Source organism: Achromobacter sp. ES-001, from assembly GCF_019448355.1.
Taxonomy (GTDB): domain Bacteria; phylum Pseudomonadota; class Gammaproteobacteria; order Burkholderiales; family Burkholderiaceae_B; genus Achromobacter; species Achromobacter spanius_B.
Genome location: NZ_CP079940.1, coordinates 3,016,091 through 3,029,694, shown reverse-complemented (window position 1 = coordinate 3,029,694; position 13,604 = coordinate 3,016,091). Strand labels below are relative to the sequence as shown.

Annotated in this window: 8 protein-coding genes; 1 reads left to right on the top strand and 7 read right to left on the bottom strand. The window is 52.7% G+C overall.

The genetic code is table 11. From position 1 onward, the window contains the following. The first annotated feature begins 8 nt into the window (after positions 1-8). The gene (locus KYT87_RS13730) at positions 9-1,340 is read left to right on the top strand and encodes an aminotransferase class I/II-fold pyridoxal phosphate-dependent enzyme (protein ID WP_219992471.1); all 1,332 of its coding nucleotides are present in this window, start codon (positions 9-11) and stop codon (positions 1,338-1,340) included. 54 nt (positions 1,341-1,394) lie between these two features. On the opposite strand, the gene KYT87_RS13725 is transcribed toward KYT87_RS13730, so the two are convergent. From KYT87_RS13725 to KYT87_RS13695, 7 genes are all read right to left on the bottom strand, one after another. Further along, on the bottom strand, positions 1,395-2,870 hold the full coding sequence (locus KYT87_RS13725) for a glycosyltransferase (protein ID WP_219992470.1): 1,476 nt from the start codon (positions 2,868-2,870) through the stop codon (positions 1,395-1,397). A 15-nt stretch (positions 2,871-2,885) separates the two neighbouring features. Then, on the bottom strand, positions 2,886-3,971 hold the full coding sequence (locus tag KYT87_RS13720) for a glycosyltransferase (RefSeq protein ID WP_219992469.1): 1,086 nt from the start codon (positions 3,969-3,971) through the stop codon (positions 2,886-2,888). After that, positions 3,952-5,277 carry a glycosyltransferase gene (locus KYT87_RS13715; protein WP_370638772.1) on the bottom strand — a complete coding sequence of 442 codons (1,326 nt, stop codon included), beginning with the start codon at positions 5,275-5,277 and terminating at the stop codon, positions 3,952-3,954. Before KYT87_RS13715 ends, KYT87_RS13720 begins: the two co-directional genes overlap by 20 nt. 2 nt (positions 5,278-5,279) lie before the next feature. Continuing rightward, positions 5,280-6,248 (bottom strand): polysaccharide deacetylase, encoded by a 969-nt coding sequence (locus tag KYT87_RS13710; RefSeq protein WP_219992467.1) that lies wholly within the window; start codon positions 6,246-6,248, stop codon positions 5,280-5,282. Between the two features lie 78 nt (positions 6,249-6,326). After that, the gene (locus tag KYT87_RS13705) at positions 6,327-7,274 is read right to left on the bottom strand and encodes a polysaccharide deacetylase (RefSeq protein ID WP_219992466.1); all 948 of its coding nucleotides are present in this window, start codon (positions 7,272-7,274) and stop codon (positions 6,327-6,329) included. Positions 7,275-7,441: 167 nt separating this feature from the next. Next, positions 7,442-8,899: a methyltransferase domain-containing protein gene (locus KYT87_RS13700; RefSeq protein WP_219992465.1), complete on the bottom strand. Its 1,458-nt coding sequence runs from the start codon at positions 8,897-8,899 to the stop codon at positions 7,442-7,444. 181 nt (positions 8,900-9,080) lie between these two features. Then, positions 9,081-13,601 carry a glycosyltransferase gene (locus KYT87_RS13695; RefSeq protein ID WP_219992464.1) on the bottom strand — a complete coding sequence of 1,507 codons (4,521 nt, stop codon included), beginning with the start codon at positions 13,599-13,601 and terminating at the stop codon, positions 9,081-9,083. Between the last annotated feature and the right edge of the window lie 3 nt (positions 13,602-13,604).

Genomic DNA, 13,604 nt, shown 5'->3' with positions numbered 1-13,604 from the left:
TGAGCACCATGAAGAAGTTGCCCGGTCTGGCGGCCGGGATCAAAGACAAGCTGATCCAGCAGGCCTTGGAGCGCAAGCTGCGTCAGGCTGCCGCCCCGGGCGGCCAGGCCCCCGCGCGTCCCACAGAAAAGAAGGCGGAAATCCCAGACGAGCACTACCGCTTTCATTTGCATCCCGGCTATCAGCAGCTACGCATCCTCAACGACGGCGCAAACCGGATGGGCGTCAAGAATCCGTTCTTCAAACTCCACGAAGGCACGGCGGGCGCAGACACGCAGATCGGAACCCGCGAATTCATCAACTACGCCAGTTACAACTATCTGAACATGTCGGGTGACCCCATCGTCACCGCAGCCGCGAAGGCCGCCATTGATCGTTACGGCACGTCGGTGTCCGCCAGCCGCTTGGTCTCTGGCGAGCGGCCCGTGCATCGGGAACTTGAACACGAAATTGCCGCGCTCTACGGCGTAGACGACGCCATCACGTTCGTCAGCGGCCACGCCACGAACGTCTCCACCATCGGCTATCTGTTCGGCCCCCGCGACCTTGTCCTCCATGACCAACTGATCCACAACAGCGTACTTCAAGGCATCCAGCTATCAGGCGCGCGACGCCTGCGCTTCCCGCACAATGACTGGGAAGCGCTGGACACGCTTTTGAACGAACAACGCCATCAATTCGAACGCGTGTTGATCGTGCTGGAAGGCATCTACAGCATGGACGGGGACTACCCTGATCTGCCCCGCTTCATCGAGATCAAGCAACGCCATCGCGCGTTCCTTATGGTTGATGAAGCGCACTCCTTGGGCGTCATGGGCGCGCGCGGCTACGGCATACGCGAGCACTTTGGCGTCCACGGCAAAGACGTCGACATCTGGATGGGCACGCTGAGCAAGACGCTGGCGGGATGCGGCGGCTATATCGCCGGAGAAACCGCCCTGGTGGAACACCTGAAGTTTCTGGCCCCGGGCTTTCTGTACAGCGTGGGCATGCCGCCCAGCGTCGCCGCGGCGTCGCTGGCCGCATTGCGTCGTATGAAGGAGATGCCGGATCGCGTGGCAGCACTGCAAGCGCGCGGGAAGTTCTTCCTGGAACAGGCCAAGGCGGCAGGCATCGACACCGGCACCAGTTCCGGGCTGGCGGTAGTGCCTGCCATTACGGGAAGCTCATTGAAGGCGACGCGCCTGTCCTCGGTGCTGTTCGAGCACGGAATCAATGTGCAACCGATTCTTTATCCAGCGGTGCCCGAGAAGACCGCGCGACTACGCTTCTTCATTTCCTGCATGCACACTGAAGCGCAGATCCTTTCCACGGTGAAAATCCTGGCGCAATCCATGTAGTGCCAGCGGGCGGCGCCAATCGCCGCCGCCGGCCGCCCGCCGCAGGTTACGCCGTCAAGCTTCCGGTTGGCGGCGCGCTTCCTGCCAAGACCAAAACACCACCATCCCAAAACCGACGCAGACGGTCAGGTTCAACGGAACCAGAACGTAGTTGCGCTCGTGCAGCGCCACGCCCAGCGCGATCAGTGAATAGCAGAACGTAAAGGCCTCCCCCGCCATCAACACCGCGTTGATTCGCGGTAAGCGCGTGCGCTTTTCGTCCTGCCCTTTGGGCGTACGGTGAAACTCGCCGTACACCCCAAACAGCGCACGTATCCCCCCGGCAAAGTAGTACCAGGCCATCGGCAGGAACATCGCGATATACAGATAGTTGTGCCATAACGTCAGCGCCAGGCTGGGCTGGTCTTCCAGACGCGCGCCCTTGCGTGCGCCGAATGCGTTATCCAGCGACCACACCGTCACCAGCACAAAGAAAGCCAACGCGCCCCAGTTGAAGACGTCCTGATCAAAGTCCACCAGATAGTTCAGCGGCAAACTCAGCAGCACGAGCACATAGATGGACGCCAGCAAGACCGATGAGAACATCATTGACACCGCATGCAGGCGCTTGAGCACAGGCATGCGCTGGCGGAACATTTGACCCACGTGCTTGAAGGCGCTGTGAATCAGGCCACGTCCCCAACGCTCGCGCTGCACACGGAAAGCACTGATGGTCTCGGGCAAAATCGACATGGACACCACGTCGCGTAGGTACGCATACTTCCATTCACCGAACTGGGCGCGGTAGCCCAGGTCCACGTCCTCAGTCACGGTAGAGGCATTCCAACCACCCAGGGCCTCGACGCACGCACGCCGCCACACACACGAGCTTCCGCTTAGCGACGCCATGTCACCGTCTTCACTCAGCCCCACCGTGACGTACTGCTGATGCCCCATCTCCATCGCCTGGAAGCGGGTCAAGAAGGACACATCGCGGTTTTCATAGCCGATCCCGGTTTGTAGAAAGCCCAGGTTCGGTTCTTCGAAACAGGGGATGGTCTTCAACAGGAAATCCTCCGGCGGCACAAAGTCCGCATCGAAGATGGCGAAGAAATCGCCTGTCGATTGTTGAATGCCATGGACCAGGTTGCCGGCCTTGAAGCCCTTCCTGTCCTGCCGGCGGATCACGCGAACATTGACGCCGTCAGCAGCGTGGCGCTGCGCCCGGGCAAGGACAAGCTGCGAGGTAATGTCGGAAGAATCGTCGAGGACAAGGATCTCTAACGCGCCAGCGGGATAACGCAAGCGGCAAGCAGCGTCGATCAAACGTTCAACGACCGCGGATTCGTTGCAGATGGGCAGGAGGACGCTGACGGGGGGAAAAAACGGGTCTTCGGAACGCGCGGCAGCCTGAGCGATCGCCGCCAGCTTGCGCCGTTCGACCTTGCGTGAAATCAACAGCACGCGCAGCTCAAGCACGACGTACAGACCGAAGGACAACACGACCAGAACGAAGACAGCCTGAGCCAGATATGAGAACAACACAGCCATTGCGTCAGTCTCCGCTCAGAGACCAACGACCGCGCAGACTTCCTGCAAACGGTGCGCCCAGGTGTGATTCTGCTTGACGTACACCGCCCCGGCTTCAGCGCGCGCCAGATCGTCTTCCGAAGGACCATGCCGCAGCCGCGAGAACAGCTCCGTAACCTCTTCCGGTGTGGTCACAACGTGGCAGTACTCGCTGAAATACCGGTCAACGGAACGACTCTGGTTGGTTACCGCGATTCCTCCGCACGCAAGAATCTCTAGCAGCCGCCGCGAGCACATGGTCTCCGAGGCCGTCACAGAGTTCACGTTCAATGAAATCACGTGGGACTTGTAGACCGCGGCCGTGTCTCGATGCGCCACCTTCGAATGCATGCGCAACTGGGCGTTGCGCGGGAAGCGAAACTCAAAATGGCGGGACATCCGATCATGGTTACGGTCGAAGACGTTCAACGGCAGCGCCGCGGCCTCGCAAGCGTCAAACACCATGTCCAGAAAACGCCTGCGCTCATTCAGGATTCGACGGTAGTAGCTACCGGTGAAACAGGCTTCATTGCGCTGAAAATCAAAGCCCGTGAATTGGTGGTACGCGGGCTGATACGGCATGACAAGCGTGTTGACCGGCACATGCCCAGGCACGTAGCGACGGTAGCCGTCAATGCAGTCCTTGTCAGTCGTGAAAACAAAATCAAATACCTTCGCCACATCAATGAATGCGTCGAAGAATGCGCCGTCGTCCTTATTCCAAAATATGGTCGGGATGCCCCTCGCCTTTGCCGCCTCAACGACGTCGAAGATAGCCTTAGGAGGACTGAACCGCATCAACTTGGATTGCTTGGCAAGCTCATAGCGCCAACTACCATCGACGCCATGAAAGGCGGACTCCACAAAGAGCAGGTCAGGTTTCCAAGTGTCGATGACTTCCGTGTAATTGTTGGGGGTGATATTGCGCACCCGGCACTCCGCCGACAGGCAATCCGCCGTAAAGTAGTCCGTGACCAACGCGACCTTCAGGCGGCCAAATGCGCCATCCCGACAGGCGTCCTCGTCGACCTTGGGGTAGTCATAGAACAACGCTCCCAACTTTCTAACCAACCCGCCGACCATTCAATTCCCCGTTCTGCGCCATCGGCAGTACATCATTGACAAAATCTTCCCAGCGACGATGCGCAATCGCATGTTCTCTCGCCCGTGCGCCAAGCTCCGGAAATGTGGATTGACTTCGAAGCGCACGATCAATTACCTCTGCCAGATCCTCGAAGTCACCCGGCTTGAAGAACCAACCGGCAGGGGTTGCCCCCAATTCATCGCGTAAAACGGGAAGATCTGCGACAACTACAGGCTTCCCCAAAGCAAGCGCCTCTACAAGCTTGATGGGTGGCACAATCTCGCAGACACTATGCGGCTTCCGAGGGATACAAACCAAGGCACATCGACTCAACTTCTCTCGGGCGGCAATCGGTGACATCTTTCCAAAAAAACGAATATGCTGATCCAAACCTAGCCGCGTCGTTTGCTCACGCAATTCTTGTTCGGCTTCGCCGTGGCCGATAATATTCACGCCCACTCGTCTCCCTAGCTTAATTAATTGCGCCACAGCGTCAATCAAGGTATCCAGGCCTTCATACGAGATAAGCGACCCTGCATACCCTATGGTGTCGGGTTCAAAATCAGCCGAATCAGCTGAATATATCCGCTCCGGGTCTACGCAATTGGGGAGCAATGCGATACGCTCTGCCGGGATTCCCCACTTCTCTTGGGCGAAATAGCCCAACTGGTCAGAAATGACGAACAGACGGTCAGCGCTTCGTGCGACAAGCCCTTCCAGCTGTAACCCCTGCCGGTATCCCTGCGACCCCTCGTACTTCGGCATCCGCGCGACCCGCGTAAGTTCCCATAGTCCACGCATTTCATACTGAAATGGTATTCCTAAATGTCGTGCAGCTAAGAGTGACGGCAACGCGTTGACATGGTTCGATGCGGCATGAATCACCGATACCCGTTTACGAATAGCCACCTGCGCTATCGACCTTGCACCCTGTATGGAGTACTGCAGCACCGGACGCAAGTTACAGGGGTGGCGAATATGATAATAATGCGTATAGCCCACCGCCGTCTCTTCAGACTCCGCTTCCACCAGACGATCCCTGCGGTCCCAGGGGTATCCCGGTCGAGTAACCACGTGCACATTGCGCCTCGCCTTCTGCAAAGCGCACACAAGCTCATGAGTGCGAGTCGTATACCCACTCGAGTGATACGGCAAAGAGCTTGCGGCTACATACAATAGGCTCCCAGGATCCGCTTCATAACGCATGGAGGGGGCACGATAATGCACTTTCCGAGCGAGAAGCTGAAACGTCAAAAGGCGGTTTAGCTTAAGCCAGGGTTGACTAAACGAGGCGACCAGAGCCATCATCAACAAACCTTATCAATTGACGGTTTGAGTTCCGCCCTAGCGACATCAACGGTGTGAGTCGTAGAGATCTTGCCTCGTGAATATAGGTCTAGGAAGTCGGCCGTTGTAATGACGTCATAGTCCTTGGTAAGTCGCGACATAAACTTGCGATAGCCATCAATCCGCCGGTCATCCTTATAGGATGCATAGCCATTCTCATCCCAATACAGCAAAGACCAAGAATGTAGCAAAAAGACAGAGAAATCCGGGCCACCGCTAAAGGCATCAAGCAATAACTTTCCCCACCACGGGCGAAATCGAAAATAGCTCGACTCGGGATACGTCAAGCGCGCCCACCACTCATCTTTCCCAAGTTTTGGCAGAATTCTCTTTTCAGTTGTGGGCACCTCAATAACGCCGTTCGACCAACGATATGGTAAGTTTGTCGGCTCTCCGTAGGGGCTCTGTTTCGCATGAACCGCGCACATCGAGTTATTGAACGATAGGGGAATCGCTGCCGCATTCAAGGCACGAATGGTGCAAGCATTCCAACGAAATGATCCAGCACGAAATGCGCGCAGCTCCTTGCCTGTAATCCCGGAAATCAGCCCACCAAAGTGCTTGAGCACAAACTCTGCTCGGGAGTCGTCCGTATACTGATTCATGTATTCTGGTCGGGCGCTCAGGCCACAGTCGGCCCAGAAACTCTTCGGCAAATATTCCGGATGCGTGTGCAGTTGGACATCCTGCCCTTCCGCGTCCAGCCAACGCACTACCTCACTCGCTTCGCTTAAATAACTATAGCAACCACATAGGTCGACAAAAAATACGTGCTTAGCTCCAAACTCATCGCCAATCGAGCACATCTCGCGCACACCAGCTGTACCTTTTTCATGCTTACCCCACATCAGGCGGCTAACATGGTCCTCGGAAGCGCGCTTGGGAAGTGCTTCCGTATCAACGGTGATTAGTGCGTAACGATCGGCCATCCCTTACCACTCCATTTTTTTCATAAACCACTATCCGTCCCCGAAATATGTTCGGCGTTCGAACCAAACTGGCCCGCTTCATTCCGCCCGAGAAACGTCCACTGAGGGTGATAAAGAAATCTTGCCACGAGCATGCAGGTCTAAAAACTCTGCTGTAGTGACGATGTCGTAATCTCTGGACACGCGGGCAAGCAAGTTTCGATACTCGTCCAAACGCTGATCGTCTCTATATACAGCTTGTCTTCGGTCGTTCCAATATAGAAACGACCACGAGTGCGTAAGCAGGACAGCGAGAGAAGGTCCACTTCGTAGGAAGCGTGGAGCACCTGGGAAAAGCCGCGTTCGAAACGGGAAATAGCTAGATTCCGGATATGTCAGGCTCACCCAACGCTCCGGCCGACGTCCCTTGGCCGGCACTCTCCTTTCTGTGACTGGAACTTCTAAAACGCCATTAGACCAAAGATACGGAAGATTAGTCGGTCTCCCAAACGGGGAACGGCCTGCCATATGCGCGCGCATTGAATTATTGAACGACATCGAGATACCCGCCACTTCCAAAGCGCGGATAAAGTGGGCATTCCATCTAAACGAACCTGCTCGACAAGCAAGAACATTTTTCCTCGTGATACCACTAAGTAGTTCCGAAAAATGGCGAACAACTTTAGTCGCCTGGTCTTCCGAAATATATTCATTCATGTATCTCGGAACCGCATCCAGCCCGCTATCTATCCAAAATTTCTTAGGTAGTATCTCTGGATGCAGATGCAGTTGCACATCTTGATCCTCATCATCGAGCCACTTAACAACTTCAGTCATCTTTTTTGGGTATAGATAAGAACCACACATATCCACAAAGAAAATATGCTTAGCGTCGAAGTCCTTTCCAATTGAGCACATTTCCCGAATACCGGCCGAGCCGTGCGCGTGTACGCCCCAGATTAATCTGTCAACATGATCCACCTCGGCACGTTTGGGCAGTGCCTCCGTATCAACCGTCAACAACGCATATCGGTTCGCAAGTCCCATTCCAACTTATCCTGTGAGTCAATTCTACAAAGCCCGTCCCACGGACAACATCGCTGCCAGAAATTGCGCGGCCAATCAATTATTTTTACCCGACATCGCACCAAAATTACGGAAAGTGAATGCAATACAACGCACACAATCCGAGAAAGCACTTTACCACGTGCTTGTCAGAGCTTCCTCGCACCGACTATTATGTGATCAGTATTCATCAACTTAGAAAACTGCTCTACGTCCATTCGAGGAGAAACATTCAACCGACGAATTAAGTGAACGTCATTTCCCGAATTGGGGAAGGCTCTACCCTTATCAGTCGTATAGAAATATTTGAAACCGACCTTAATGAGGGCATCTACGACGTTTTGATTATACTGTCCATAGGGAAAACAAAAATGTTCAGTTCCTTGCAATAGATCGCGGCAAAGCGTCGCATCAGCAATAACTTCGTCCTCGTCTTTGGATACCAAATAAGAAGTCAATTCGGCATCACGAAAATGAAGCCGATGGGTATGCGCCGCCCACTCAAACGTATCGCTTAACGAAGTTAGCTCTTCCTTCGAGACGTATTGCAGCCGATTCGGGTCCAGATTCTCTTCGGGGTGATCGGGTTGTTTTCCTGTAATTACGAAAACAACCGCAGTAAACCTATAGCGTTTCAAAATTGAATAACAATATTTTGAGACACTCAAATGCGCGTCATCAAAAGTAATAAGAACGCTTTTCTCGGGAAGCGCTACAAAATCCCCATTTACGTACTTCTCAAAGTCCGCAAGCCGGACCGACGAGTAGCCATTTTTATGCAGCCACGCCATCTGCTCTTCAAAGCTCTCAACGGTATTTGTGACCGTCCCATCTTTGAAAGCGCTTCTTTCCTTGATCTCTTTGGGAAGATGGTGGTGGTACGTGATGACTGGAAGACTTGCAGGCTTGATATCGGGTTTGCGCACTTTGAAGGAAAACTGTCCGCAGTACTTCATTTTTTCAAAAGTCAACGATCTAGCGCTCAGATTATCGAGAGCGTAACGTGTCTCGATAAAACTATTCAGAATCGATTCCGCACCAAAGTACTTCGACATATACTTTGGCTTGCCTAAAAACGCCCGAGCAATCAGCGTCACTCCATCGATTCCCGGACGCAGTTGCACTACTTGCAAGCCGGCATCTGTCGCAAGAATTTTGAAGCCAAGAGGTTTGAAATTCCATAGACTGCCCGTAACACAAGGTTCAAACTGGGAGGTTGACCCTACCAAAAATCCGCCTGGCTTCAAAACGCGCTCAATCTCGCTAATAACTTTTGCTGGAGAACGAACATATTCCAGCATTTGGTGGGAATAGACCAAGTCGAAGGATGCATCATCAAAGGGAATACTTGAGCCATCCCACTCTTTGAATGGAACATCTACCGCTCGCTGCCTGGACTCTACTGAATCGCCAATATCCACTCCGACCCAATCGATTTTGGCATTGATCTCCTTGAATAGCTCATATGTTCTTCCAGCACCGCAGCCTAGGTCCATAACAGTAAGGGCGCCCGCCTCTGCCAAGAGCTCCTTCACATAGCTGAGGTCGGTCGCTTGAGAAGAGTCATCCGGTAGCAGATCAATTAATTCATCACGTTCGTTGAGCATTTGAAATATTCCTTCATATAATGACCACTTGACAAGCAAAAGCCTCCACGGCGCCCCCTAGAAATATATCCGCGCAATTTGGAGTCATTTGGCTTGTCGATCCCCTTTAATTATCTGGAAACTTAATCGATTCAGAACGCTTAGCCCCTGGCATACGTCGAAAATGTGTTATACGGAAAAGTCATAGATCGAAAAGTCCTTCAGCAATCAATCGCTGACGAACCGCTTCGAACGTGTATTGGCTGGCCACCTGACTTAATCTCTGCGCTGCCGACTTGCGTAGCGCCAAATCTAACGACACCTGCTTAAGCAAAGAGTTCGCCTCTTCTGCCGATTCGGCAAACAATGGGTAGTCAGTCCCAAGAACCCCCTCCAGCACCGGGCTTCTGGCCAAAATCATTGGTACCCCTAGAAGCGCATACTCGAGCACCTTGGTTGAAAGCTCTAACGTTTCCCGCTCAAAGTGCGGATCACGAAATGCCCAGCACGCATGCATAGTGGGCAACCGACGCAGGAGTTCATTGCGATCGACCGCCCCGTGCCAAAAAACTCCGGCAGAAGACGTTAAATTCGCCCTAATGCTCGGATAAAATTTCGGATCGTCCGGCGGGTTGTGAATCTTGTCGCCGAATATATGTAGTTCTGCCTCGTGCTGGCTGGCAAGCAAGACACTGTGCGCATGGAACATTTCGCGGATACCCCAACGCGGAGCAAATTTGCCTGCATAGCAGTATCGGAATAGCGTATTGGAAATGGTTGCGGAGTTTGATTTTGGTATAGATGGAATCATTGGTGGCACCAGCTTTGCGCGCCCCTTCACCTGCGGGAATTGGCCAACGAAATAATCTCGCATCTGAGGCGTCTGGCAGAGAATAAACTCACTCGCGGCAATAATAGTGTCGATCTTCGACCGTACCTCAGCATTCATTTGATTCGCTTGCTGCGGAATGTCTGTTAAATACGCCCAGATTCGGCCTACAAACCGAGAAGACTGTGCCGCCCTGTGGCACACCTCCAGCCCGCGCAATACAACCGCAGAAAACGGCTGCTCGCCATCCAACTGAATTATCCAATCGAGCGCCTCGTTTGGCGTCAGTCCCTTCTGTACCGGTAATTGCGGTTCAATTAATTGAATGGACGGAGTGAGATCCAGTAGTCGTGAAATAATCTGCGTGCGTTGAATCCTCGATTTCAGTACTAGCGAAACTCGAATGCCGTCAATTAGCCCGAGTACTTCGGCAAAGGATGCGGCCCAAATGGCGGATCCGTCCATAACGTTTAGATTAACGTCTCCATACAAGGCTATTCGCTTGGAACGCTCTTCTCTTGCAACAATCCTTTGAAGAGAATCCGCCTCTCCAGGAATGTTAGTTCCCGTCAAGAGCGCCAGTTCCCGAGAAATCGTGCAGGCATAATTCGACTGGGAACGAACCCGAAGTGCTGCTGCACGCGACATTTTCGTGAAAAGGTCCGGGTCATTAACCAATCGGCAAACAGCAGCGGCTAAACCCTCAGCATCCTCGGGTCCCGCCAAAAACGCGCAACTCTCGTCCACAAATTCAGGAATCGCTGCGATTTTCGTCGTGATTGGCACCAAACCGGATGCCATCGCTTCATCTCTAGAAACGCCTTGAGAGTCCATTCTCGAGGGGACTATAAACACGCCACTTTCCTGATGCAGTCGTGCGATTTCTCGCTGAGTTAGGAACCCTTGATGTAATTCCACATTTTTGAAAGAACGCAATGGCGCAACGGTTTGTTCGAACAATGGCCCGTCACCGACAATTCGAATACGGAGTAATTCAAAGAATGGCTCTTTGGCCAATAACTGAATTGCTCGGACGGTAAGATCGTTTGCATAAACAGACGATGCGAAAGGTCGAACAGAGAGTAAATGAAATCGTTGCTCCGGGCGCTTTTCTCTATATTTAAAAAGATCGCCATCGATGAAGTTATGGACCACCGACAGATTTGGAGTAGCTGCCGCCGAAAGGCGCAGGTCACTAAGCCCCTCGGATGCCTGCTTTTCGGAAATAAAGATGACGTGCAAATTTGGATGGCTCAAACTAAGAATTTCGCGCCACATATCCATGCGAGAATCCGCGTCGCGGCGAGCAACATCTATCTGATCTGCGGGATGATTCATCTCTCGACGCCACCACGGCTGTATCTCCGATCCGTGAGCCCAAATCACTACTCGTACAACGCCCAAATATTTTTGGACTACGTCCCACATCATACGATCGACGATATGCAGAGAGACACTGTTGTATCGTCCCCCCGCTAGGCAGGCGTCCAGATTCTTGATCTCGCTCTCAACGACATCAATATTCTCGAATTCACGAAAGAAGACAGACTTGCCGCTGGCAATTCGCACGACGTCTGTTGCGACGCCCGATTTTTGGTAAGCACGCACCCTTGCATGGACGAAACCATAACGATAGATGTCGTCATAGCTGGGATAATGTCTAACTACAACCAGATTACGAGCGGAGGGCAATAGTGTTCGCGAATCACTGGCTGCAGTATTTAGAAACAACCTTCCGACGTTTGCTGATCCAGCACCTTGGATGCGCAAGGCTATCCGCACAAATACTGCATCTGCCGGTAGAGCGATCCCATCACGACCTGCAAGAGGCACCATTACATGAGATATCTTTTCCTTGCGTTCATTCTGAAAGACGAGGACTACGCTCAAGCCCATCTGCGCATCGCCATCCCCGACGAAAGTCAAATACTGGCCGACTCCCAGCTCGGACCTACGAAATAGCCTGTTAAGGTAAAGGTACTTATGAGTATCTGCGGGAAGCGAACTCTTGATGATCACCTGGGTAGGCTCCGCGAGCTGAACATCAATATGCCCATCGATGCCCTTCGGAAGTAAAGGAAACCACTTCTTAACTTCAAGGCTCAGCCCATCGACGTTTTCCGGAGGCTGAATAGCTTCCGCCCAAGGCAGTATCTCGTCGACGAGAGACATACCAACCCTCAGAACGCTCTGAGCGTCGACAAGAAGCTGATCTGGATGGGAAGCTCCATTGGCGCAGTAACTGAATTCATCGACGGCGACCAAGGTATTCGAGTCCACAACCGCATCTTGCAATGCCAGAGCGGGATCTTCAACCCAAACTCTCAGTAACTGAGGACGCAACAAACTGCGGCGACATGCCGCCGTATTTACGGGTATGTATTGACACCCTGGATTGCGCAATTCCAAAGAACCATCGGTGTTGGTTTCGTAATAAGTACGCTTCGTTATTCCATCGCCACCGGAGAAGGTTGTCGCCAGAATAAGGTCACTCAAATAGTGACTTCCATAGTAGTCAACGGCGGAAATGGGTGCGACAAAATCAAAATCATTAGCGCGAGCAGATGCGTCCGACCGGCTATCAAACACTTCAATTTTTGGATGGTCGACGACACCTGATGGCCCTACCAATAGGAGAACTACCCCCTTTGCAAGCTGACGCTCGAACGTTGCGAGCAACTGGGCACCTTCTTTCGCAGACGACATTTCCGCAATTATGGCGACCCGTGATGGCTTCATCGCCGTCGGACGTTCTAAAACCTTTTCTGCAACGTATGCCAGACGGTGCTGATAGGTGTGCTCGGCTAGGACCTTACGCAAAGCTTGCAATCTCAGCTTCCGATAAGAAACCTCATCGCTCACGATATCAGCTAGCCTATGCTCGAGTTCTGCGTACGAATCCGAAGCGATAACCAAGTCGCCAAAAAACTGCCTTAAACCTTTGGAATAATTGCTGACGACAATCGTATTACATGCCATCAACTCCAATGCACGCCGGGCAAACATGGTTTGGGACTGTTTGACTGTGTTAACAGTAATGCCATAGCGGCACCCCCTATAGGCCTTGTCCATTTCCGTGTAAGGTAGTGCCCCTTTTATTTCTCCATGGAATTCTTCAGGGAAAGCAAAATCATGTGGCAAAGGCCGGTCCCCATTGCGATCATAGATTTCAATCCACTTGAGCTTCCGTGCCACGCCCACGAGCGTGCGGAAATTAGTTTGCCTTTCTGCATACCGAGAATACCAGGACCCCGCGAAGGAAAAACCATCTCTACGCTCTACCGTTTCGATAGGATTGTGTAAGGCCGGCTGAGCAGCAAATGGGAGCAGATAAACCCGATCATGACCAAGTACGCGCTTGTACTTAGCTATGCAATCAATATCTGTAGTAAATACGTGGCTAGCCAACCGCGCAACCGGCAGAAAACGAGAATAATGTACGGGGTCTTCCTTGCTCCAGAAGGCAGTAGCTATACCCTTGCGCTTTGCCCAGTCAATAAGCCCTCGAAGTTCTGACGAATAATCGCTAACTTTCCTCTGCCAAGATTCGTCCACCCCTCTCCAAGCCGATTCAATAAATACAAGGTCGGGCTCGAACTCTTCGACTTGCGCTTTCCACCCGTCGGCGGAAAGCGATAGCAGTTGGCATTCGGGAGAGAAAGCATGGTGACTGAAGTCGTCCATCACCGCTGCGACTTTCAAACAACTTAGCGGAATAGCTGATTTCTCCGACATCGTCCGGATCTGCGACAGACGCCGCTCGCAAAGCAGAACATTCGCTTTGAAGTACTGCTCGCCAATCTCGTTTGCAATTTTTTTGTACAGCGCTATTGCAGAATGGAAGTTCCCTTGAAGAAACTCCTTTTCGGCTTGACGTACTATGGATTGCTGCATCGC